Here is a 23935-nt window from a genome sequence, read left to right on the forward strand (position 1 = left end):
ATCAACTATTGCTGCTTTTGTTGTTTCTTTTGCGCACGGCGCATCTTAAAAAAATCACTCAACTGGGCTGAACATTGCTGCTCTAAACAACCTGATTGATACTCAAAAATATGATTGTAATAGCCTGACTCTAAAAGCTTTCTAGCACTGATCAATGAGCCGGCTTTGGGTTCAGTTGCTCCAAATACCACACGTTTGATTCGCGCATGAATGAGCGCACCCACACACATGGTACAAGGCTCCAGTGTGACATAAAGCGTGGCATCTTCAGGCAAACGATAATTTTGAATATGATCACATGCTGCACGGATTGCCACAATTTCGGCATGTGCGGTTGCGTCGTGTAAGGAAATAGGCGCGTTATAACCCGCGCCAATCACTTGATTTTGACTAACGATGACAGCCCCCACAGGAATTTCCCCCTGTGCTGCAGCCAAAGCAGCCTGCGCATAGGCAAGCTGCATCCAGTCTTCATCACTATAGTTCTGTTCTGACATTTAAATATGAGTAAAAATCAATACGAATTAAATAATCTCGTATTGTTTCAATAACTCATTCCAGCTTTCAATGCTCGTCACAGGTGGATTGTCTGCAAAAATGGTTTTGAGCTGCACTGGCCCATTTTGCTGCCAAGCTGGTGCAAGGTCTTTATCGACCAAACGTGCGCGCACACCTTCGACAAAATCTGCGTGGCGAATTTTCCAGTCTGAAATTTGCGTTTCCAGTTCAAACACTTCATTCCAAGCGTGAACCTTCTTACCCCATTGCCATAGTAACCACGTTAAAGCTGCTGTGGTTGGTGAACCTTTTTGCAAGTTTTCACTGGCTTGACGTAACCAATCGCTACGTGCATCGCTTAGACCAATGATGGATTCATAATCACTTTCAAAACTCACACCACGGCACACGCTTTGAATCACATCCAAAGAATTCTGTAGCGGCCCAGGCCCTACAGGACGGTGCATGCTGTTCAAGGTATCATCAATGGCACGGAAGTCACCTGCAGGGTAATGATTCCAGTCAATATTAATGACTTTTTCTAATACAGAAGCGCGTTGTGCATCACAAATATGGGTTGCCCAACCAATACCATACGCACCTGCAGCAGTCATAATTGAACCCGTTAAACCTGTGAACAAGCCAATCGCACCACGGTCAGCCAAGAAACGAGTTGCCCCTACATCTGGGTATAAACCAATGTTAATTTCTGGCATAGCTAAACGTGAATACGGTGTCACCAAACGGAATGGTGCAGCCATAAATAGACCTAAGCCACCACCCATGACATAACCTTCACCCCACACTAAAACAGGCTTGGCATAGTTATGTAGCAACAAGTCCAACGCATATTCTTGCTCAAAGAATTTATTGGCAGTTGCAACCTCATCATTAATGACAAGCTGACGTAATTTACGCACATCACCGCCTGCACAAAATGCTTTTGGTGTGGTCGAATCTAGCCAAATTGCTTTTACGCTATCATCGGTATGAAAGTCTTCAAATACTGCCAATAATGCAGAAACAATAGATTCATCTAAAGCATGCAAAGATTTTGGGCGATTCAAACGTACAATGCGCCAACCGTTATTTGCTTCTTCGACAATTAAATCCGGATGATATTCTTTAGAAATGGGAGAATGTGTCATGCGTCCAGCTGCCAGTCTATAGGCTCAATGCCATTTTGTTTAAGATAATTATTTGATTTTGAAAATACTTTACATCCAAAAAAACCACCGCGGTTTGCTGCCAATGGGGATGGATGCGCTGCCTTCAAAATCAGATGTTTATTTGGATCTATACGTTGTCCTTTACGTTGTGCATACGCGCCCCACAAAATAAACACAATATGCTCACGTTGTTGATTTAACACATCAATCACATGATCTGTAAAATCTTCCCAACCCTGCTTTTGGTGCGAGGTTGGTTGTCCTGCTTCTACCGTTAACACGCTGTTGAGCAGCAATACCCCTTGCTCTGCCCAATGCGTTAAATCACCGTGTCTTGGAATAGGCACACCTAAATCTGTATGTAACTCATGGAAAATATTACGCAAAGATGGTGGCAATGCAACCCCTCTTTGTACAGAAAAACTAAGTCCATGTGCCTGATTAGGTCCATGATAAGGGTCTTGCCCAATAATCACGACTTTCACCTGATTTAAAGGCGTGGTATTTAGAGCATTAAATATCAGTGAACTTGGTGGATAAATCACCTTATTCTGTTGTTTTTCCTGCAACAAAAAATCGCGTAGCGCATCCATTTGTGGACTCAATAAAAATTCAGCTAGATTGTATTTCCAACTCTCATCTAACTGAACTTTATTTAAGCTCGCATATTGCTGCTCAGTAAAAGACATACCGCTATCAATCCTTGTTGATGTCTAATGATGTGATTTAAAGTTTAACTTGTAACTCGACATTCGGGTTTTGGAATGTCATCCCCTGTTTTAATTTTTCATACATTTGTGGGTCTGACCATTCTGTCTGTACTTGCTCAGAGAAATGAATTTGATCCAGACTTAGCAATCCCATCTGCGCATTTTCAATATCTTCCAAAAAGCTTTGTGCATAGCCTGTATCAGTTTCATGTACAATCACAGAATAGACTTCTACATCACCTTCCCCATTTTGTGTGATGGTTGATGCCAAAACTTGTTGTGCCAAATAAAAGAAAATACGTGAAAACTGCTCTGCTGATGGCGATACTGGTAAAGATACCCAACGTGCGCTGAACGTTTTGCAGGCTTGAATATATGCAGGGTCATCCTGCTCCCAAAAACAAATGGCATGATCGAAGGCATCAAATAATTCTTTGATTACACCTTTAAGCAAACCAAAGTCATACACCATTTGTCCATGATCAAGTTTTGAAGCTTTCAGTAATAATTCTACTTTATAGCTATGACCATGAATCGAGCGCTTACAGCGGTCTGAAGTGCAATTACGCACAATATGCGCATTTTCAAACTTAAATAACTTTCGAATTAACATGGGTCTTAACGTCATCAAAATATTTGGGGGATATTCTTTTTAATTATAATGCAAAACGTGAACAATAAGCCAATTTTAGCCCGCAGATTGCCAGACAAAAATCGTAATGATCAGTTTCAGTACAGATATGCAATGCATTTGCATCCGAATAACAGCAACTAAGTCAAGGTTAATGCTAATACTTAAAATGGCGCCAGACTTCGCCCACTGACATTGACAGATTTTTCGCTACGCACCAAATCACTGCTAAATTGACGTTTGCGCTCGCCCAATACCACTTCAATTTTGGCTTTAAAATAATGGGATTGCACACCCAATAAACTTGTAAATTCATTGCGTATCGCGCTATCGACAGCTTGAAAGCCATCTAACTCCCACAAAGCATTTACATTGCTAAAGTGCTCTAAATTGGCATTACGACGATCAAGTAGATTTTGCACAGCAACCACATCCAATTTTTCATCAAAGCTCGCCAAAACTAAAGCAGGTGCGGTATTAATATTGATAGTGGTATCTCGTTTTGGCAAGGCACTCACATAAGGTGCAATTTGCTGATACTTCGCACCTTCAAAACCACGGACTTGTTTTAATTCTTCCGCACTATGAAACAAGCTATTGGGCGGTAAATAAGGAATTGGCAAACCTTGGTAATAACTCGACTCTGCACCCATAGCACCACTCGGTTCATCATCTGCATCTTGCCAATCAATCACAGCTTCACTTAATTGCGCAGGTAGCCCAACACGCTGCAATAATTTTTCAAAATATTTTTTTGCTTTTTCGTTTACTTGATCTTCGGTTGTCAGCAAACTATTTAAATTAAATTTCCCTGACTCATCTTGCAGCACGCCCGATACATAACCATCTTCGACTGGAAATGGCGGCATCGGTTTTGCCCAGTTCTCTTGTAAGTGATCAACTTGGCCTGCATTTTCAGCATCATCTTGCAGTAATTCTGCAAAAAATACTTCAGCACTTTTGGCATATAACAATGCCTGATTTTGACGCATCAAATAGGCGGTATTTTCACTGGTGTACATTTGCCGCTTGGCAATGGTCGCTGCCAAAATCGTAGCTAAGGCAACCAACATCAAAATCGTAATCAAGGCGATGCCTTGTTGTGATTTGATGATGCTACCTAAGCGCTGAGTCGATTTTGAATACATTGCCACTGTGCCTTTAATTGTCTTTCTTCTTTAAAAAATCAGTCTGCAATAAGCTAAATATCCATTCGTATTGCACGTCACGCACGGTTAAATTTATTTTTATTCCTTTCGGGAGTAGCCTTAATTGTTCAGTTTGCTGCGAATCGACACTGCTTTCAGGCCAACTGCTCAATTCATTTGGATTCAAAACCATAATCTCAAAGGCTTCGACTTCATCCAACATCACGCTCGACTCAGGCTGATCATTGCCCGTTTGATGCAAATTACGATATTTTAAACGATACAATTTTTTTTCATCGGCACGATATTGATATTCAACACGCTCATGGGGTGAAATACTCTGCTGCAAAGGATCGGTCACCCCTGTTTTACTGAAATTAAAACGTCCATTTTGTAAAACCAAAGCAGGTTGTTGCTGCCCTTTGACATTGGCCGTTAATGGAACAGCCTGCATCGTGTCACGTAATATTTGTTGATAGCTTTCTTGCAACTGTTCTAGATTGGCTTCATGCATCGCATTGCGATCTTTGACTTTGGCGAGATAATCAAATACTTTCCAACCCAAAGCAGACAGCACTGCAAAAATTGCAATAGCGACTAGCAACTCAACTAAAGTGAAGCCTTTCTTTGTACTCATGATTGCTGCTCACGGGCATTAAAAAACACCAAAGAAGTCACTCCTGCTTCAACTTGTCCTGTGTCTTGATTATATAAACTGATTTGAAGATCGACACGTTGCACATTCGGACTAATGGTTGGCTGTGTGGACTTGTCAATTTGCCATGTTTCGCCCTGTTGTGTCACTTGCTTTGACTCTGTTCCACTTAACCATTGCCGATTCATTTCCATCAATGCCACTTCATTCAAAGCCACAAATTGTGCTTTGGTTCTTAAAATTGCATTGGCGGTGGATTGGGTATATTGCATCGCCACTTTGGTCATTGCCATAGCTGCTGTTGCAAAAATTGCCAAAGCCACCATAACTTCAAGTAGTGTAAATCCTTTAGCTTTCATGGATTTTTCCTAAATGATCGACCTCTATTTCCGCACCTACAGGACGCTGTTCTAAATAGAACTGAATACGCACAGGTTTGGCTTCACCATTGCCCAGCCAAATCAGTGCGGGTGCATTACCTTGCAGCAACTCACTATTGTTAGCATTCGGATAGCTTTGTTCTAAAGATAAAATTTGGATAGAAACTTGTTCAGGCAACGTTCTGCTTTTAAATTCGCCATAGTTTTGCCATTTTTGATTATTTTGCAGGGTTAATTGTTGTTCTGAAGCATAAGGCTGATATTCCAGTACATCATATCGCGCAGGTGAAACATCGGTTGCTTGATGCAAATTGAGTGCAAAAATACGCGCTTGATCATTGGCTTCACGATTCAGTTTACGCAAATCCAATAAAAACACTTCCCGCGCCTGCATGGCTTTACGCTGATCAACACCACCGATATTCATTAAAACCAGCGATGCCATAATCGCCATAATGACTATCACCACCATCAATTCAATGAGCGTAAAACCGCGAACCGAAGATAGTGGTGTGTTCATAGCGTATTAATTCAATTGCTCGAAAGATTGTGCTTGTTTGGGCATCGCCAACGCTTGATCGATATAGGCCACACGTAAAGTATCCCGGGAACCTAAATAACGCTGATAGAAACTTGAGTTTAAAATGGCTGCCGCACCATGCGTAAGTGCCCAAATTGAAGCCAGATAATCACGCACTTCCATGTGACTATTAATAGATTCCAAATATTGTTCAGTCATACGGATAATGATGCGTAATCGGCTTTTACGAACCTGATATAGTTCACTAAACAACAAGCCAATGCCAACACCCGTTGTAGAAAGGCGTTCTTCAATTTGATGAAAAAGCACAGTACGTTCAGGATGATGTAAGTGATGCAGCATAAAAAATGCTAGATGTTCAGGAAACTGTTTTTCCGCATCTTTAATCATTTCTAGCAACATGCGCTCATTACGAATAATAAGCAACATATATAGTTCATCTTTACTTTGAAAGTGTTTATATAGAGTACCTTTGGCCAAATCCAGTTCTGCTGCCAAAGCATCAAGGGTCATTCCTGCTTCACCATTTTCCAAAAGCAACTGCTCTGCCACTTGGAAAATTAACGTTTCTCTTGCTCGAAACTGAGCCTGACGATCCATCTTCACCCGATAAACTCTCTTTTCACTATTCAATCAATGGAAATTTTTAATATCACCAGAACATTAAATTTTTGCATCATTCCACTATGCAAATTAATGTCCTTTGAGCAGGTTTTCAAAGTTTTGTGTTGTTATGAAAGCCATTTCCTCTAAGGACTTATCATATACATCACTTAGGGCTTTGGCTACATACGGAACGTATTTTGGCTCATTTGTCTTACCGCGATATGGCACAGGTGCCAAATATGGACTATCAGTTTCAATTAAGACACGGTCTAAAGGTACTTGCTTAGCCACATCACGTAAATCTTGCGCATTTTTAAAGGAAACAATGCCTGAAAACGACACATAATAACCACAATCTAACACCGCTTTGGCGGTTGCCCAGTCTTCAGTAAAGCAATGTAATACACCATGCGTCGATTTTTCCGCACGGATAATATCTACTGTATCTTGCTTGGCAGCACGGGTATGTACCACCACAGGTTTTTTTACAGCTTGTGACGCATGAATATGCCGTGCAAAACAGGCTTTTTGCTCTGCGACAAAATCGGTACTGTGAAAATAGTCCAAACCTGTTTCGCCCAAAGCCCAGACTTTGTCTGCTTGTGCTAAAGCAATCAGTTGCTCGGTGGTGGCACGCGCCATATTTTCAGCATTTTCACAAGGATGCACACCCACGCTATAACCAACATCGGCATGGCGTGCTGCAATTTTTGACAATGCAATATGATCGTCTAAATCGACAGAGATACCCATAATTTTAGACACACCCGCTAGGCGTGCCTGTGCAATTGCTGCATCTAAGTCACCATCATAAGGGCTTAAATCCAACATCGTTAAATGACAATGTGTATCTACAAACACGATTTTTTCCTAAAAGCAAACAACCTACATAGTGTAACTGTTACGGTTGTCAGACTTAAGCCCCGCAAGGATTCTTTCGGCTTCAGATTTGTAATAAACGCCTTTTTCACCGCTCAGTTGAATGCCAAAGCCCTGCAATTTGATGCCGTTTTGCTTTTGCGAAATCCAGATGACTTTTCCTGTAAGTGGAATTTTTTGTGATTGTTCAGGCAAAGTTGCAAGCACGAAGATTTCTTCACCCATTTTTACAGGTTGTTTTGAGGGTACAAATAAGCCACCGCCCACAACGTATGGCATATAACTTAAATATAGCGTTTCGACATCAGGAATATTGGCCTGAATAATACCGCCCATACGTGGTTGCATCATGTTCCCCTTAAATATTCATCAACTTAATACATAATTGATCAAGCACTAGATTACTTTGCACGTTTTGCTCAAGCATTGGCTTGGCTTGCTGTAATTCTGCATATAAACCAAACAGACTTTCTAAGTCATATTGTTCAGCCAAATGCTGCAAAGCGGTGCTTAAATCCAAATTTTTAATGCTTTGATTTAGCTTGACACAAATTAAATCACACAACAAGTATTCAAACATCTGACTAAAATCAGTAAAGCTCAGCGCCTTGTTCCACTTGGTTGCGATTGCCAGCGGCATATTTTTTTGCGTTACCAGTTTAGACCAGTCTTTCAGAAAATCTGTACGCTGTTCCAGCCATTCTGCCTGTGCCAACTGCAAAGCCTGCAATGGCATTTGATTAGACAAATTCATCAACAATTGCTGTTTGTTCGCATCTAAATCGGGCAAATGCTGCTGCAAATATGCCGTAGCCTGTGCAGCATCAATACGGTCTAAAGCAAAATGCTGCAAACGGCTACGAATGGTTGCAGGTAATTTAAGATAATGATCTGCCAGCAAAATAATCACGATGCGATCACCCGGTTCTTCGAGGGTTTTCAGCAACGCATTGGAAGATGCAATATTTAAGGCTTCAGCAGGTTCAATCACAATCACCCGCCAGCCATCTACCGTTTGCTGGACAAAAGGTAATAAATCACGGATCTTCTCGATCTTAATTTTCGCGTTTTGCTTTTTATTCTCTTCATCGGTGCTGATATAGACATAATTCGGATGTGTATCTGATTTTAACCACTGACAACTGCTACATTCACCACAAGGCTGTGACTGCACATCACGCTGTTGGCATAAAATCCAAGCCACAAATTGCTGTGCAAAGGCTTCTTTACCACAACCCTGTTTGCCAAAAAACAATAAACCATGCCCCATTTTAGGAAATCGCCCTGTCAGGTTTTCCCAAACTTGTTGCTGCCAAGGATATACTTGTCCAATTACATCACGTTGCATGGTCGGTGATTCACTTACTCAAAATGGGCAATATCCATTGCATTTAAACGGTCTAAGTCTGCTTGGGTATCTACACCCGGTGGTAAATTGGCTTCTGCAACTGCAATGGCAATACGATGTCCATTTTCCAAGACACGCAATTGCTCTAGGCTTTCCAGCTTTTCCAATGTTCCCATTTCCCAAGTCACATATTCTTGCAGCAATTCCACACGGTACGCATACAAACCTAAATGGCGATACGCATGTGCATGCAATTGTGGTGTCGCTGCTTTCGCACCATCGCGGTCATAAGGAATCGTGGCACGGCTAAAATACAAAGCCTGATTGTGTTTAGACATGACCACTTTAACAATGCTGTCGCGAGTAAATTCATCTAGTTGCTGAATCGGCTCACATAGCGTAGACATCGAGCATTCAGGTTGAGCTTCTAACAACTGCGCCACTTGTTGCACCAATTGCGCAGGCAAAAGTGGCTCATCGCCCTGCACATTGACGATAATATCGTTTTTATCCCAACCTTTAATGCGCGCCACTTCACTTAAACGATCTGTACCTGATGGATGGTCTGCCGAAGTCAGCACTACATCTACACCTTCGGCACGGCATAATTCTGCAATACGAGCATCATCGGTCGCCACACACAAGTCATCAAAACCTGCCACTTTTTTTGCCTGATCAACCACACGTAAAATCATGGCACGACCATGAATTTCCAGTAAAGGTTTGCCTGGCAGGCGTGAACTAGCATAACGTGCAGGGATAACAATGTGCTTCATAATTTTCCTTATCATGGTCTTTCAGGCAGGTTTAAACCCAATTGTTTCAATTGTTGATGTAAGGTGACATAGCAGGCCGATGACAATACTGCATCTACAGGTACAACCCAAATTTCACGCTGAAAATCTGGATATTGTTTTAACAGAGGCAATAACTTTACTGCATCTTTTTCTGTGGTAATAATCGGTTGCGAATCTTCAAACTGCAAATCGGTAATTTCATAGTCATGGTGGTCTGGAAACTCATGGCATTGAAATTGGGTCACACCCATCGACTCTAAAGTTTTATAAAACCGCTCAGGAAAGCCAATGCCCACGACAGCATAAAAATTTTGGGTCGGATCAAAAATTAATTCTTGTGCGGGATGCAATAAGTATGGCGCTGCAACGGCCAAATGCATATTTAATTCAGAACTCGGTTGCGCTGCATGTTCAATCACCGTGGCATGCTCTAATCGAGATTTTGGTTCACGCAAATAACCTTCGGGCAATATTTTCTCGTTACCCAAACCACGATTATTATCTAAAACAATCCATTCCAATTGACGGTTTAAAGCCAAATGCTGCAAACCATCATCACTAATAATTAAATCCAATTCATGCTGTGCAAGTAACAATTCAATACTTTTTTGACGATTTGGCCCCACAGCCATCGGTACGCCTGTAGATTGCACAATCAAAGTCGGTTCATCGCCCACTACGTCAACATTAGCGTCAATGCTGACATAGGCTGGAAATGGGCCTTTTCCGCCATAACCACGGCTAATCACGCCAACACGAACATCTAAACTTTGTAGATATTTGACCAAGTGAATCAGCAAAGGGGTTTTGCCGCTGCCACCCACAGTAATATTGCCAATCACCATCACAGGTACGGGCGCAGTATAAGCGGTTTTAATACCTGAGCGATATAAATTTTGATTGAGCAAACTCACACCACGGTACAATAAAGACAAGGGCCTAAGCACAACTAGCCATTTGGCCTGTTGCTGCCAAGCGTCCTGAATAAATTGTGCCAAAGACATGAATTAATGTTCCTCGAAGTTACGCTGATGCAACTGAAAGTACGCGCCTTTTTGCGCCATGAGTTCCTGATGAGTACCTTGTTCTAAAATACGTCCCTGATCCATCACTACAATACGGTCAGCATTTTCGATGGTAGATAAACGGTGTGCAATGGCAATGGTGGTACGGTCTTGCATAGCCGCATCAAATGCACGCTGAATAAAGTATTCAGATTCATTGTCTAAAGCACTGGTGGCTTCATCTAAAATTAAAATTGGTGCATTTTTTAAGATTGCACGTGCAATGGCAATACGTTGTCGCTGACCACCAGACAAATTCAAGCCTTGCGCACCTAATGCTGTGTCGTAGCCTTGCGGTAAAGCCATAATAAAGTCATGTGCATAAGCCGCTTTGGCTGCAGCAATCACTGCTTCATCACTCGCACCTTCAAGCTGACCATAGGCAATATTTTCACGCACCGTACGGTTAAACAATACCACTTGCTGATTGACCATAGCAATTTGTGAACGCAGGCTATTCAGCTCAATGTCACGAATATCCTGCTGATCAAACAAAATTTGCCCTGAAGATACTTCCTGAAAACGTACCAACAGATTGACCAATGAGGTTTTACCCGCACCTGAACGCCCAACTAAAGCCACAGTTTCACCTGCTTTGACATCCAGATTAAAATCATGAATGGCATGATGCCCATCGGAATACACCAAATTCACATTCTTAAATTGCAAATTACCTTTTAAGTCTGGTGTAAGCGTCCCGTGATTATCTTCTTCAGGCATATCGAGCAATTCAAAAACCGAATGCGCTGCTGCCAAACCGCGTTGTAATTTTTCATTAATATCGGTAAGGGCTTTAATTGGTTTGCTCAACATACCTGCGGCAGTAATGTAGGCTACAAACTCGCCTGCTGAAATATCACGTAGAATTTCTGGGCGTAAGGCAATCCAGATAATAATTGCCAAAGCAATGGACATAATGAACTGCACCACAGGGCTGTTCAATTGCTGCACTGCCACCATCTTTAAACCACGACGCAGGTTTTCTAAAGAGTTTTCTTTAAATCGGCTTTGTTCATAGGTCTGACCACCAAAACCTTTGACGACCAAATTACCATTCACCGTTTCTTGCACCACGTGGTTTACATCCCCCATGGTGTCTTGTACTTGAATAGATAAACGACGCATGCGTTTTGCAGCTTTACGAATCAGCAAGCCAATTAATGGGCCAAATACCAAAATACAGAGGGTCAAACGCCAGTTGGTATACAGCAAATAGCCGAGCAAGCCGAGTGTAATCAAACCCTGTTGTACCAATGTACGCAGCGATTCTGTAGATGCAGCGGTCAACTGCTCTACGTTATACATAATTTTGGCAGTAATGTGCCCACTGGTATTATCTAAGTAATACTGTGCAGGTAAACGCAGCAATTTAGCAAAGACTTCCTGACGGATATTGAATACCAAATTACGTGAAATCACTGCGGTATAGTAACCGCCAATAAAAGTTCCCAAACCACGGAAAAACATCAGTGCAATGACTAATAGCGGAAATAGTGTGGTGAAAGATTGGTCACGCTCCTGAATGGCATTAATAATTTTTTCCAAGAGTTTTGCCACAGATACTTCTGTGGCTGCATTAATGGCGAAACCGATAATCACCAAGATTGCTAAGCCCCAAAATGGGAGCAAATATCTCAGAAGACGGCGATAGACCTGTAAATCCTTCTTCACTAATAACCTCGAGTTGGGACTTTCGTACTGATATTGATGTTGACGAAACCAAGTTGTCCTGCGACATCCATCACTCGAATCACATCTTGATGAGTGGCTTTGGCATCTGCAGCAATGATAAACATTAAATCGCGTCGATCTTGAGAAATTTGTTTAATTGCTGTGCTTAAATCTGCCACTTCCTTAGTCGAAAGTGCCTGACCATTGACAGAATAATGCCCTGAAGAATCTACCACCACTTCAATTTTATGTTCATAAGATTTTGGTGGTACACCTTGCGCATCTGGCAAAGTTAAATTCATACGGCTAAATTGGTTAAATGTGGTCGAAAGCAACAAAAACACCAAGATGAACAGCAAACAGTCAATCATTGGGGTCAGGTTAATATGAATATCTTCAACTTGCGAGCGTTTGAATTTCATAAACTCACCTTAGCTTACTTTTTTCACATCTTGCACATCCGCATCAAGCTGATGAGGTTGACTCTGATGAAATAATCCTGCGTGAAACAAAGTCGCTTGCTGCTCTAACTCAGCAGTATATTCTTGCACCAAACGCTGAAAATAACGATAGGCAAATAAGGCTGGAATTGCAATTAACATACCTGCAGCAGTGGTAATTAAGGCTTTAGAAATCCCTGGAATCATTAAGGTTGGATTACTTGCACCCACATCAATCACTAAAAATGATTCAATAATCCCAAGCACTGTACCCAATAAACCCAATAATGGCGCAACTGCACTGAGCGTACCCAAGAAGTTGATATTTTTTTCTAAATAACCAATTTCTTGTGAAGCTGTCGCTTCCATTTGTGCACGCGCATAGTGTTCTGATTGTTGTTTATTACGCGCACCCGCCTCAAAAATACGGCCTAATGTACTGTTTTTTAAGTTGGCACTTTGATTCAGTTGTTGCAACACAGTCGCTAAACTTTGCCCGCGGTTGAGCAACAACGCATTGGGCAAAATACCTGCTCTCTTTAAACGCATAAAACGCTCAATGGTAATTGCAACGGTAAATACCGAGCACAATACCAACGGCAGCATCAGCCAGCCACCTGCTTTTACCAATTCCCACATTCGCTTTTCCCCAATAAAATACGAATTAAAATTAATCGGACAGGCAAATATTTAAAATACCATCCAGCTCTTCCAGAGAGTGATAACTGATGGTCAATTTGCCCTTACCTTGCTTGTTATAATCAATTTTAACATCTGCACTAAAACGCTCAGAAAGACGTTGCGTGAGTTGTTGAATATCAGGCGCAATAGCCGTTTTCGGCTTTTCTTGTTTTGGCGCATTAAAGTCACGTACCAACTGTTCGGTTTGACGTACCGATAAATTCTTTTCAATTACATGCTGCGCGACTTTGAGCTGATCTTTAGCTTTCAAAGTTAAAATAGCACGTGCATGACCCATATCTAGCAAGCCTTGCTGCATCAACTCTTTAACAGGCTCAGCCAAAGTGAGTAAACGCAATAAATTACTGACCGTGGTACGTGCTTTACCTACTGTTTCGGCAATTTCCTGATGACTCAAGCCAAACTCATCGTGAAAGCGTTGTAACGCCATTGCCTGATCAATTGGGTTGAGGTCTTGACGCTGAATGTTTTCAATTAATGCCAAAGCAATCGCGACCTGATCGGTCAAATCACGCACAATTGCAGGAATTTCAGTTAAACCTGCCAACTGTGCAGCACGCCAGCGACGCTCACCTGCAATAATTTCATAAGGATGTTGTTCGTCATCTATCGGACGAATCACAATTGGCTGCATTACACCATGTTTTTCAATAGATGCCGCCAATTCCTGTAAATCTTGCTCTTGAATAAAGCGACGCGGTTGATATTCACCACGTTTTAATAAATTGACATCAATTTGTTTTAGCTGACCATGATCTAAAGATTGCACTTCAAGTTGTAATTTTTCTTTCTGGATTGACCCCAATAAGGCATCCAAACCACGACCTTTGGCTAATCCGCGTTTTTTTGTGGTCATGCTTTACTTCCTTTTTTTACTTTGCTTTTTTTCAACATTTCAGCTGCTAAATTCAGGTAGGCAACTGCACCCTTCGAGCTTTTTTCAAAATAAATGACGGGTAAACCGTGTGCAGGCGCTTCTGCCAAGCGTACATTACGCGGAATCACGGTATCGTATAATTTTTTACCAAAATAGTGTGATAATTCTTCAGACACATCACGGGTTAGGGCATTACGCGCATCATACATGGTGCGTAATACACCAATAATTTCTAAATCAGGATTGAGTGCTTGTTGAATACGGTCAATGGTTTGCGTCAGGTCAGCCAAACCTTCAAGTGCGTAATATTCACACTGCATTGGAATGATCACACTTTGCACTGCTGCCAAAGCATTCACGGTAATTAAGCTTAAACTTGGCGCACAATCGACAATAATATAATCAAAGTCTTTGGCAACTTCTTGCAAGGCATTGCGCAAAATAAACTCGCGCCCTTCTTGCTCAGCAATCACCAATTCAACCCCTGCCAAATCACGATTGGCACCCAAGACTTTATAACCAACTTCTGCCTTGCTAATTGCGGTTTCAATCGGCACTTCGCCCAACAATACATCGGTCACTGAATACAGCAAATCATTTTTTTGAATGCCTGAACCCATGGTGGCATTGCCTTGTGAGTCCATATCGACCAATAAAACGCGCTTTTTCAAAACAGCTAAAGATGCTGCCAAATTTACTGCGGTTGTGGTTTTTCCGACACCACCTTTTTGGTTCGCAATCGCAATAATTTGTGCCATGATCACCCCAGTCCTTTGAAAAATTAAATACGTTTTAATAAAAGTAAATGACGTTGTTCGTCTAAACGCGGAACTTTGAGCTCAATAATTTCACAGCTAAACTGATCTTTCAATGCCGCGACTTCATCGGCAGGAACCAAACCTTTCATAGAAGCAATGATACTTTGCGCATGCATAAAAGGTGTTGATGCAGTAACAAAGTCGGTTAACGAAGCAAAAGCACGACTGGTGATGACATCAAACTGCCCAAGTTCACGAATACTATCTTCATTTTCAACCCGAGTCTGTACCGCCACCACATTTTTCAGTTTTAAATCCGCAATAAACTGCTTTAAAAAACGAATCTTTTTACCATTCGAGTCCAGTAACACGCAATCGCGCTCAGGCTGACACAAGGCAATAATCATGCCTGGCATACCGCCACCTGTCCCAATATCCAGTAAACGACCTGCAGGCAAATCTTTGAGGATGCTCAGACTGTCTAGCAAATGCTTCACCAGCATTTCTTTCGGGTCACGAATTGCAGTGAGGTTGTACGCTTTGTTCCATAGCACCAAAGCATCTTGGTATTTGAGTAATAAATTTAAAGCCTCATCACTGAGCTCTAAACCTAAAGCCTGACTACCTTGCTTGAGTTCCTGAAAAAACGAATGCATCACAATTCACATCTCGAAAAAGTTAATGGAAGTATACCGATTTATAGTTGCAGTCATAGGGGCGAATGCTTAGTGAATATGCACTTAAGCGTACACACCCTGCTGAATTTGTTGATCTAGCGCATTTAATCGTTCAGGAGTGCCAACATCCACCCAAACACCCTGCAATTTCTGTGCAGAAATTTTTTCTTGCTGCATGGCTTGTTTAAGCAATGGTGCAAGTGGACGTTTACCCGATTCCAAACCATTAAACATTTGCGGATGCATCACCGCCACGCCACTATAAGTCAGATTTTCACCTGAACGTGCTTGCTCAAAAGTATAGGCTTTGTTTGCAGCCAAAATGAAATCACCTTGTGGATGCTGTATTGGATTTTCCACCAAAACCAAATGTGCCAAGTCATCTTGAAGCTGCACATTTAATAATGGCGCAAAATCCATGGTGGTCCAAACATCGCCATTCACCAATATAAAAGGTTCATTGCCCAATAATGGCAACGCATTGATGATGCCACCTGCAGTTTCTAAGCCTTCGCCTTCATGCGACCACAAAATTTTCACACCAAATTGCGAACCATCACCCAAAGCATCTGCAAGTTTTTCACCCAACCATGCCGTATTGATGACAATTTCCTGCACACCCATCTTTTGTAATTTTTCGATGTGCCACACAATTAGAGGTTTTCCACCGACTTCCAATAAAGGTTTAGGCGTATGCAGTGTTAAAGGACGCATACGATTGCCCATTCCTGCGGCAAGAATCATGGCTTTCATTTAGGCAACCACCTCATACTGACCATATTTAGCAGTAAATTTTGGCATTACTGTCGTGTGAATAAAGTGCATAAATGGTTGTAATTCTGGATAAGGTTTACTTTCTTCAAGTAAATACCACATTACGCGCGGTAAATCCTTGAGATAACCCGATTTACCATCACGCTCAAATAAACGCACAAAAATACCTAAAATTTTGATATGACGCTGAATCGCCATCATATCGGCATCTTTTTTAAATTGTTCAAAATCACGGTCTTGCTTAGATACTTCTGGCAACAAATCATAGAACATTTTAAACCAACGATACACATGCTCAGCATTCCACTGCACATAAGCATCACGGGTAATCGAAATTAAATCGTATGTATCTGCACCAATGACCGCATCCTGAAAATCAATCACACCAAGTTCCGTGTCATCGCCTACTTTCATTAAGTTACGACTATGAAAATCACGATGCACAATCACTTGCGGCTGTGCCACAGCTGCATTGGCTAAAATAGCAAAAGTACGTTTAATTAAGGCACTTTCTTCTGCGCTTGGCTGAATCTGTAAGGCAGGCAATAACCAATCGGTGAGCAATTCCATTTCACTGATGAGTTTGTCATAGGAATACTCAGGGAAATGTGCAGTGCCATCAATATCTTGTAATTGAATTAACTGCTTAAAGCACTGCGCATAGTAGTCATCTACAGTCTGATCATTCAGCAAGGTGGATAACAAGACATCACCAAAATCTTCAAGCAACAAAAAGCCTTGTGTCAAGTCTTTGGCTACAATTTTTGGCACGCGCACGCCATGGGCAGCAAAAAATTCATCAATCGACACAAAAGGACCACAATCTTCTTTTTCTGGTGGTGCATCCATGAGCATAAATGTTTTATTATTCAACTTGATTCGTGCGTAACGACGAAAACTTGCATCGCCTGCTAAAAAATGAGTTTCAAATTGATCTGAACCAAGTACAGATGTTATCCATGTTTGTATCAATTGTTCGCGTTGTGTATTCATTTGCAATAAATTCTAATACAGGCTGAGTTTTTAAAGTGCTAAGTGTAGCTACTTCTGCGCTTTTTCTCTATGATGCGACAATAATTAATTGCGATTAAGCACTCTTGGTTGATGAGATAAATGAAGCATCAGTTTAAATTTAATCCTTTAGCGACTGCGGTCTTAACTCTGTTATGTGGTCACTCTGTTTCCAGCTATGCGCAGACCACAGATCAGACTTCATCTGTCACAAATCTCAATAACCAGCAGCTTAAGCACACCATTCAGGAAGCTTATCCTGGGCAGCAGTTCTTTGAGCAATATTATGTTGATAAAGCTGCACCTGAAGCACAACAACAATTTGGTCACAGCCAAAGTTCTGCCTATTGTGAGGGTGCGTGGCTAACGCCGATCAGCTCAGGTACTGTTGCGGTAGATGCTGCAAATGCCACTTCTACAGTGACTGCCGATTATGGGCACTATGACCCAAATGGTGATTCAGTCTTAGAAGGCAACGTGGTGATTGACCAAGAAGGTCGTCAAATTCGTGCCGATAAAATTACCATTGATCAAACTCAGACCTTTGCCAAAGCCGAAGGTCGGGTACAAATGGCGCAAGCGGGTTTACTGGCGCAAAGTGATGAAATTAATTACAACCTAAAAACCCAGCAAGGTGACTTAAACAACAGTTTTTATATTGCCGAAGAACAACATGCACACGGCATGGCAGAAAAAATTGCACGCACCTCAACCAATACGATGGTGCTGAATAATGCCACTTACAGTACTTGCCCGCCTGAACAAGCCCCGACTTGGAAAATTCAAGCCAATGAAATTAAGCTGAATCAGGAAACGGGACGCGGTGAAACACGTGGCACCAAATTGTATGTGAAAAATGTACCAGTTTTGGCTGTACCCTACTTCAATTTCCCAATTGATGACCGCCGTACCACAGGTATTTTGACGCCTAGTTTTGGCTTTACCAATGATGGTGGTGTCGAGCTATCTGTGCCTGTGTATTTAAACCTTGCACCGAATTTTGATGCTACCGTTAGCCCACGTTATATTGCAGATCGTGGCGCGATGCTAGAAGGTGAATTCCGTTATTTAACTGAAAATTTTGGTTCAGGTAAAATTTGGGGCGGTTATTTAGCATCGGATGCCAAATATGATGACCAAGACCGTAAAGACTTACATTTTTTACACGGCTGGCAAATCAACGAACAATTTTCAACCAACTTAGAATATAACTATGCATCGGACAAAGACTACTTTGCCGATTTAAATAACAACCCGAACTCTAAAACCGACCTAAATTTACGTCGTGCTTGGGAGTTGAATTATCGTAACGGCATACCGGGTTTAAAAGCACAGCTCAAAGTTGAAGATTTCCAAACCCTGGATAAGACGATTCCATCTGTGGATCGCCCTTATGCACGCCTACCACAATTTTTATTGAACTATAAAACGGGCAATCCTCAAGGCTTCCAAGTCGAATTTAATAACGACACAGCTTACTTCAAAAAAGATCTAGCTGCGCAAGATGGGGAACCAAGTGGTACGCGTATTTATAATGACTTTGCAGTGCGTTACAACTACCGTAACCCGTGGTCATTTGTGATTCCAGAAGTATCGTTACGCAACATCAACACCTTCTATGATAAAGAAACTCTAAGTACAGACACGTATAAATCTTCAAGTAAAAGTGAGTCGGTTACTGTTCCGCAATTCACTTTAGACACAGGGATTACCTTTGAAAAAGATGGTCGCTTCTTGCAAGCCATTACCCCGCGCGCGTTCTATGCCTATGCACCGTACCGCAATCAAAACGACCACCCAAACTTTGACTCTGCAACAGCTTCGATTAATTATGACCAGTTGTTCAGTCCAAACCGTTTCTATGGTCATGACCGTTTAGAAGACAACAACTTTTTGTCTTTGGGTTTAAACTATAGCCTATTTGATGAAATTGGTTTGGAACGCCTTAGAGCAGGAATTGGTCAAAGTTTTTACTTTGAAGATCGTCGTGTCACGCTGGATAATACCGAAGACGAATTTAATACGGAAAACCGTACTGGGCCAATTGTTAGCCTAACCAGTCAGCTAAGCCAAAACCTTAGTGTGGGTGCCAATGCTGCATGGATGTCAAATGGCGACAATGCACAGCGCAGTGTCAATATGCTTTACACGGGTGATCAAGGCAACTTATATAGCTTTGGTTATATTAACCGCCGTGTTATTCCAAACCGTCAAGATCATTATGATCAAGTCGTGGCATCGTTTATTCAACCTATTCACAACAACTGGCGCATTTTAGGTCATGCTCAATATGACCTAGACAACAGCGTTGCGCGTGAATATTTGCTAGGTGTGAACTATGAGTCGTGCTGTTGGGGCATCTCAGTCTATGGTCGCTCTTACTATAACGACTTGGATGATGTGACGGATGCGGGCGTTAAACCCAAACGTGCCATTATGGCAGAGTTAAATTTAAAAGGTTTAGGCAGTTTCAATAATAAACTTGCATCTTTACTTGAAAACCGTATTTTAGGTTTTAATAAAATTAATCAATCTTGGACACAACGTTAATGAAAACAGAACAGTTAAAACGATTTTTAAAAGCATCTACCTTGGCACTTTGCATGACAGCAGCGCTGCCTGCATTTGCTGCGAATGATCAAATTGTGGCTGTAGTTGACAATAGTGTCATTTTAAAAAGTGATTTAGCGCAAAGCGTGGTTGAACTCAAACAACAACTTGAAATGCAAAAGCGCCCTGTTCCGCCACAACACATTTTAGAACAACAAGCTTTAGAACAACTGATTGTACGCCAAGCGCAATTAGAACAAGTCAAACGCTATAACATTAAAGCTGATGAAAAATCCCTGAATGAAGCTGTGTTAAAAGTTGCACAGCAAAATGGAAGCAATAGCTTAGAGGCTTTTCAGCAAAAGTTAGATAAATCATCTCCTGGCAGTTATGCGTTTTTACGTAATCGTATTGCCGAAGATTTAGCTATGAATCGTTTGCGTCAGCAAGTGGTGATGTCACGTATTCAAATTAGCGATCAAGACGTTGATAACTTTCTGAAAACCCCACAAGGTCAGGCTGCCTTAGGCAACCAAGTCCATATTTTGCATGTGCGTGTTTCTGGAGCAGAAAATGCCGCACAAGTTGCGCAACAAGTCAAAGCTGAATTGGCGCAGAACAATGACATTCAAGCCATTAGTAAAAAATATACAGGCAATGGTGTAACCGTTCAGTCTGCAGACATGGGTTTACGTAACTTGACCGATATTCCCGCGGAACTTGCTGCACGTATTACGCCATTAGATGTGGGGCAAACCAGTGAACTGATTGAAGTCCGTGATGGTATTCATGTCGTAAAATTACTGGAGCGCAAAAGTACTGAGCAACGTGCACTAGTTCCACAATATCAAACTCGACATATCTTGATTCAGCCAAGTGAAGTCGTAAGCCCTGAAAATGCGAAACACATGATTGACAGTATTCACAACCGTTTAAAAGCGGGTGAAGACTTTGCAACCTTAGCAGCGACGTTCTCTAATGACGCTGGCTCTGCACGTGATGGTGGTAGCTTGGGTTGGGTTAATCCTGGGGTGATGGTACCTGAATTTGAAAACCAAATGAAAAATACTGCAAAAGGTGAAATTAGCGCACCATTCCAAACCCAGTTTGGTTGGCATGTACTGCAAGTGACCGATACACGCCAGCAAGATATGACTCGTGAATACCAAGAACGTATGGCACGTCAAATACTAGGTGAACGCCAGTTTGATACTGAATTGGACAGTTGGTTACGTGAAACACGCAACAATGCTTTTGTAGAAATCAAAGACCCAAGCCTAGATCGTAAAAAGAACTCCTAAGCGCATATAGCTTTTAGAGCTTTAGATCACAATCAAAACCAGTGCCACCGCACTGGTTTTTTTATTTGCAAGGGTATCTGCTCAAACTTATGTCCTCATCCGTTCGACTTTCATCAAGAAAAGTTTTTATTTTCTATTAGTTCCAATGGTAGCTGCAATTCTCCACACTCTTCTTCTGGCTCAGATGGGATAGTAATTTTGACTTGATTATTTAACTGCCATACTCCTTTTACAGGTTCAAATAACTTGTATTTAAGCTGAAAAATACGCTCTTCATCTGGCATTAATTCAACTTTTTTAATAATGGAACACTGCATCTCAGGAAATAATTGATCTTTTGTTTCAGTATTATAAAAATCTAAAGGCACATTGCAATCAGGATATTCTAATATCACTTTATCCGAATAATTATTAAGAAAAGATAATTTAATCTCTATAGGAGTACCTTTATCTTTATCAACTTTTAGATCATACGAAGCATCTTTACGTAAATCTGTTTTTTGATATAAATCCAAAAATTGAATTTCACGAACGACTAGACCACACAAATCAGTTGCAGCCCCAGATAGTCTTAACGTATATTGATCCTGTTTAAAGACATCATCACTATTGCTGTCGTTAGCATTCCCAAGACCAGGTGGAGGTGGAAGCCCATTACCTGTACCTTCTAAACTAGCTCCCCCTACACTAAAATCCTGTCCGCAACCAATCATTGTTAAAAATAAAACATTAAAGCAAAATAGCTTAACCATTTTCTTCACGGTCATGTTGATAAACCCCAAATATAAAAGTTTTAGAAGCATCTAGCTTGCCTTCATCCTCTGTACATTTTTCAGAAGCTAGCTTGAGTAGTTGTAGTGAATATTCGTGCCACAATTTTAGACTTTGATCACGTAAAAACTGAACAGATGCTTCTGTTAAGCCATCCGCACACACAGCTTGTTCTAAAAAGTTTGTCTGATTATTTTCAAATAAATTATGTAAACCTGCAGCCAGATGGGATTGTAAATTTTTAATCAAAATTTTACGAGCTTCTTGTAAAGAAGGATCAGGAATAAACTGTCCTTTTTGCAAGAAAATATTACCCTCTTTTTCAAGTACTATGCCTAATCGGATCAACTCATTTAACACAGACCTAGGATGGCGTTCAGTAGATACTTTTTTTACCAGAATTTCGAAATTATTTTCTTCATCACTACTGAATGGTAAACATTCTCCCCAGCCTTCTGCTAACCACAAACCTATAACCCGAGAAGGAACACTAATTGGTTCAGAGATATTTGCTTCAGTCAAAGGCTTACCCGCCAGCTTTGTCTCTTTATATGCACTGACATCCTTACGGTGTAGACCAGATAATAAACTAATAGCAGAAATAGTAGGCTTTTGATCAATCCTTTCTAATTCTTGAAGAGCCTGTTGATAAAAAATTGGTTTTAAAGCAGCTGAAAATTCTGTATATCCAACACCAGAACGAATTAACCATTGGCTAAGATAATCCATGAGTGCAAGCACTTGCTTTAAATTAAACTCAGCATCATTAGTAGGAAGTTTAGTCATTACACCAACAGCAATAGAATTACAATTGAAATTTTCTCACTATTTTTAGTCTCTTACAAATTATATCAGATGAATTTTCATATCTTGTGAAATAAAAATACTCACAACCTGGCTCTCACTATATCACTTTTTAATTTTTTACTATTTAACGTTCATCTATTTACAACTGTTAATTAAATATTCTATCATAAAAATGCGAATTTTTCGCATTCCTAAACAAAGTATTCAATTTAAATAATCATCGTTAAGGAGTAAGTATGATGAAAATTTCACCCCTGATTCTTCTGTTTACCATTTATGCTAGTTCAACGTCTTCTTATGCTGGCTTTGCAGACAGTTTAAGAGATCTAAGAGGAACCTTAAGTCAAATTAACGAAACGACCAAAGAAGTAGCAGGTACAGCCAAAGAAATGACTAAGTTTCGTGGTAATGATGAAACATCTAAAGATATTGAACGTACTATAGGACAAAAATTAACCCCAAAACTAAACAACTTACCGCTTTATGAAACGTCTAATAAATCAAGCAAAGTAAAAACTAAGCTTTCTAAAAATTCTGACATTATTTATGCAGGTAATGTCAGCTCAAATGGATTAATCGAAGTAACAACAGAATATGGAAATGGATGGGTAGAGTCTCATTTAATTCATTAATTCTTAAAATGGGGGCGATAGTGATAACATAGCTATCAGAATTTTGATGGCTATCTCTGTGAAAAATATTTCTAGTGAGTAGCTTATTATGAACAAGATAATTAAAAGTGGCTTTGTGACTGTAATAATTACTGCTTTGGTTGGTTGTAACAGTGACAGCTCAGATAATTCCAATACACAAACACCAACACCAACACCAACACCAACACCAACACCAACACCAACACCAACACCAACACCAACACCAACAACAGTAGCGGATAAATTGGCTGGAGAGTGGATTCAAGGCTCATCTAACTTAGGTATTTCTGATTGTAATTTAGCTCAGATTGAAATTACTAAAACTGGGAATAATTCAGTAGAAGCCAGTAATGAAGGTGTTCAATATTCTCTATATAATCCTTCATTAAAAGAGGTGGTCCCACTTGTTTGAACAACTAAAAGCGTATTTATAAGTGATATTCCGCTCTAGTTAAGCCACCTTGTTTTGTTGGGGTAGCTGATCATAGTAAAACTCATTTGGTGTCATTTTGTCTAG

At 40.8% G+C, this 23935-nt stretch carries 28 protein-coding genes; 4 read left to right on the top strand and 24 right to left on the bottom strand.

Annotated elements, in window-relative coordinates:
- Window positions 1-5 precede the first annotated feature (5 nt).
- The 22 genes from tadA to FTU70_RS11845 all read right to left on the bottom strand — a co-directional run bounded on the left by tadA (window position 6) and on the right by FTU70_RS11845 (window position 17318).
- Window positions 6-497 carry a tRNA adenosine(34) deaminase TadA gene (tadA, locus tag FTU70_RS11740; RefSeq protein WP_004976782.1) on the bottom strand — a complete coding sequence of 164 codons (492 nt, stop codon included), beginning with the start codon at window positions 495-497 and terminating at the stop codon, window positions 6-8.
- Between the two features lie 27 nt (window positions 498-524).
- The gene (locus tag FTU70_RS11745; RefSeq protein ID WP_004976784.1) at window positions 525-1646 is read right to left on the bottom strand and encodes an enoyl-CoA hydratase/isomerase family protein; all 1122 of its coding nucleotides are present in this window, start codon (window positions 1644-1646) and stop codon (window positions 525-527) included.
- A complete protein-coding gene (ung, locus tag FTU70_RS11750) occupies window positions 1643-2356 on the bottom strand; it encodes a uracil-DNA glycosylase (RefSeq protein WP_004976786.1) in 714 nt (237 codons plus the stop codon). The genes FTU70_RS11745 and ung overlap by 4 nt, the downstream gene beginning before the upstream one ends.
- A 37-nt stretch (window positions 2357-2393) precedes the next feature.
- Complete coding sequence (locus tag FTU70_RS11755; RefSeq protein ID WP_104851897.1) at window positions 2394-2990, bottom strand: 6-carboxytetrahydropterin synthase; 597 nt, start codon at window positions 2988-2990, stop codon at window positions 2394-2396.
- Window positions 2991-3172: 182 nt separating this feature from the next.
- Window positions 3173-4156, bottom strand: coding sequence for a type II secretion system minor pseudopilin GspK (gspK, locus tag FTU70_RS11760; protein ID WP_171501107.1), 984 nt, complete (start codon window positions 4154-4156; stop codon window positions 3173-3175).
- Window positions 4157-4169: 13 nt separating this feature from the next.
- Window positions 4170-4793 carry a type II secretion system minor pseudopilin GspJ gene (gene gspJ, locus FTU70_RS11765; RefSeq protein ID WP_131261480.1) on the bottom strand — a complete coding sequence of 208 codons (624 nt, stop codon included), beginning with the start codon at window positions 4791-4793 and terminating at the stop codon, window positions 4170-4172.
- Window positions 4790-5170: a type II secretion system minor pseudopilin GspI gene (gene gspI / locus FTU70_RS11770; RefSeq protein WP_004976793.1), complete on the bottom strand. Its 381-nt coding sequence runs from the start codon at window positions 5168-5170 to the stop codon at window positions 4790-4792. The genes gspJ and gspI overlap by 4 nt, the downstream gene beginning before the upstream one ends.
- Window positions 5160-5711: a prepilin-type N-terminal cleavage/methylation domain-containing protein gene (locus FTU70_RS11775; protein ID WP_131261481.1), complete on the bottom strand. Its 552-nt coding sequence runs from the start codon at window positions 5709-5711 to the stop codon at window positions 5160-5162. Before FTU70_RS11775 ends, gspI begins: the two co-directional genes overlap by 11 nt.
- Before the next feature lie 6 nt (window positions 5712-5717).
- On the bottom strand, window positions 5718-6332 hold the full coding sequence (locus tag FTU70_RS11780; RefSeq protein ID WP_004976797.1) for a TetR/AcrR family transcriptional regulator: 615 nt from the start codon (window positions 6330-6332) through the stop codon (window positions 5718-5720).
- Window positions 6333-6425: 93 nt separating this feature from the next.
- The gene (locus FTU70_RS11785) at window positions 6426-7199 is read right to left on the bottom strand and encodes a TatD family hydrolase (protein WP_004976800.1); all 774 of its coding nucleotides are present in this window, start codon (window positions 7197-7199) and stop codon (window positions 6426-6428) included.
- 24 nt (window positions 7200-7223) lie between these two features.
- The gene (locus FTU70_RS11790; protein WP_026438361.1) at window positions 7224-7565 is read right to left on the bottom strand and encodes a PilZ domain-containing protein; all 342 of its coding nucleotides are present in this window, start codon (window positions 7563-7565) and stop codon (window positions 7224-7226) included.
- A 10-nt stretch (window positions 7566-7575) separates the two neighbouring features.
- Window positions 7576-8565, bottom strand: a complete 990-nt coding sequence (locus FTU70_RS11795; RefSeq protein ID WP_180060631.1) for a DNA polymerase III subunit delta' C-terminal domain-containing protein — start codon at window positions 8563-8565, stop codon at window positions 7576-7578.
- 14 nt (window positions 8566-8579) lie between these two features.
- Entirely contained in the window at window positions 8580-9341 is a 762-nt protein-coding gene (gene kdsB, locus FTU70_RS11800; RefSeq protein ID WP_004976805.1) for a 3-deoxy-manno-octulosonate cytidylyltransferase, read from the bottom strand.
- An 11-nt stretch (window positions 9342-9352) separates the two neighbouring features.
- Window positions 9353-10366: a tetraacyldisaccharide 4'-kinase gene (gene lpxK / locus FTU70_RS11805; RefSeq protein ID WP_131261483.1), complete on the bottom strand. Its 1014-nt coding sequence runs from the start codon at window positions 10364-10366 to the stop codon at window positions 9353-9355.
- A gap of 3 nt (window positions 10367-10369) precedes the next feature.
- On the bottom strand, window positions 10370-12097 hold the full coding sequence (msbA, locus tag FTU70_RS11810) for a lipid A export permease/ATP-binding protein MsbA (RefSeq protein ID WP_180060632.1): 1728 nt from the start codon (window positions 12095-12097) through the stop codon (window positions 10370-10372).
- Window positions 12097-12519, bottom strand: a complete 423-nt coding sequence (locus FTU70_RS11815; protein ID WP_004976812.1) for a biopolymer transporter ExbD — start codon at window positions 12517-12519, stop codon at window positions 12097-12099. The genes msbA and FTU70_RS11815 overlap by 1 nt, the downstream gene beginning before the upstream one ends.
- A 9-nt stretch (window positions 12520-12528) precedes the next feature.
- Window positions 12529-13176, bottom strand: a complete 648-nt coding sequence (locus tag FTU70_RS11820) for a MotA/TolQ/ExbB proton channel family protein (RefSeq protein ID WP_004976814.1) — start codon at window positions 13174-13176, stop codon at window positions 12529-12531.
- Window positions 13177-13207: 31 nt separating this feature from the next.
- Entirely contained in the window at window positions 13208-14095 is an 888-nt protein-coding gene (locus FTU70_RS11825) for a ParB/RepB/Spo0J family partition protein (protein ID WP_180044047.1), read from the bottom strand.
- A complete protein-coding gene (locus FTU70_RS11830; RefSeq protein ID WP_004976821.1) occupies window positions 14092-14874 on the bottom strand; it encodes a ParA family protein in 783 nt (260 codons plus the stop codon). Before FTU70_RS11830 ends, FTU70_RS11825 begins: the two co-directional genes overlap by 4 nt.
- Before the next feature lie 23 nt (window positions 14875-14897).
- Entirely contained in the window at window positions 14898-15530 is a 633-nt protein-coding gene (rsmG, locus tag FTU70_RS11835; protein ID WP_180060633.1) for a 16S rRNA (guanine(527)-N(7))-methyltransferase RsmG, read from the bottom strand.
- A gap of 84 nt (window positions 15531-15614) precedes the next feature.
- The gene (gene murU, locus FTU70_RS11840) at window positions 15615-16304 is read right to left on the bottom strand and encodes an N-acetylmuramate alpha-1-phosphate uridylyltransferase MurU (protein ID WP_180060634.1); all 690 of its coding nucleotides are present in this window, start codon (window positions 16302-16304) and stop codon (window positions 15615-15617) included.
- Window positions 16305-17318 (bottom strand): aminoglycoside phosphotransferase family protein, encoded by a 1014-nt coding sequence (locus FTU70_RS11845; RefSeq protein ID WP_168419026.1) that lies wholly within the window; start codon window positions 17316-17318, stop codon window positions 16305-16307.
- A 120-nt stretch (window positions 17319-17438) separates the two neighbouring features.
- Between FTU70_RS11845 and FTU70_RS11850 the strand changes: the two genes are divergently transcribed.
- On the top strand, window positions 17439-19886 hold the full coding sequence (locus FTU70_RS11850) for an LPS-assembly protein LptD (RefSeq protein WP_180060635.1): 2448 nt from the start codon (window positions 17439-17441) through the stop codon (window positions 19884-19886).
- Window positions 19886-21187 carry a peptidylprolyl isomerase gene (locus tag FTU70_RS11855; RefSeq protein WP_131261489.1) on the top strand — a complete coding sequence of 434 codons (1302 nt, stop codon included), beginning with the start codon at window positions 19886-19888 and terminating at the stop codon, window positions 21185-21187. The genes FTU70_RS11850 and FTU70_RS11855 overlap by 1 nt, the downstream gene beginning before the upstream one ends.
- Before the next feature lie 113 nt (window positions 21188-21300).
- Here the strand turns inward: FTU70_RS11855 and FTU70_RS11860 are convergent, their stop codons facing one another.
- Together FTU70_RS11860 and FTU70_RS11865 are read right to left on the bottom strand one after the other, a co-directional pair.
- Window positions 21301-21954, bottom strand: coding sequence for a hypothetical protein (locus FTU70_RS11860; RefSeq protein ID WP_131261490.1), 654 nt, complete (start codon window positions 21952-21954; stop codon window positions 21301-21303).
- A complete protein-coding gene (locus FTU70_RS11865) occupies window positions 21932-22744 on the bottom strand; it encodes a DUF6502 family protein (RefSeq protein WP_178867737.1) in 813 nt (270 codons plus the stop codon). Before FTU70_RS11865 ends, FTU70_RS11860 begins: the two co-directional genes overlap by 23 nt.
- A gap of 257 nt (window positions 22745-23001) precedes the next feature.
- On the opposite strand from FTU70_RS11865, the gene FTU70_RS11870 reads away from it, so the two are divergent.
- Window positions 23002-23397, top strand: coding sequence for a hypothetical protein (locus tag FTU70_RS11870; protein ID WP_131261492.1), 396 nt, complete (start codon window positions 23002-23004; stop codon window positions 23395-23397).
- 88 nt (window positions 23398-23485) lie between these two features.
- Window positions 23486-23830 (top strand): hypothetical protein, encoded by a 345-nt coding sequence (locus FTU70_RS11875; protein ID WP_180060636.1) that lies wholly within the window; start codon window positions 23486-23488, stop codon window positions 23828-23830.
- Window positions 23831-23935: the final 105 nt, after the last annotated feature.

The organism is Acinetobacter sp. YH12135 (assembly GCF_013418565.1).
GTDB classification, from domain to species: domain Bacteria; phylum Pseudomonadota; class Gammaproteobacteria; order Pseudomonadales; family Moraxellaceae; genus Acinetobacter; species Acinetobacter towneri.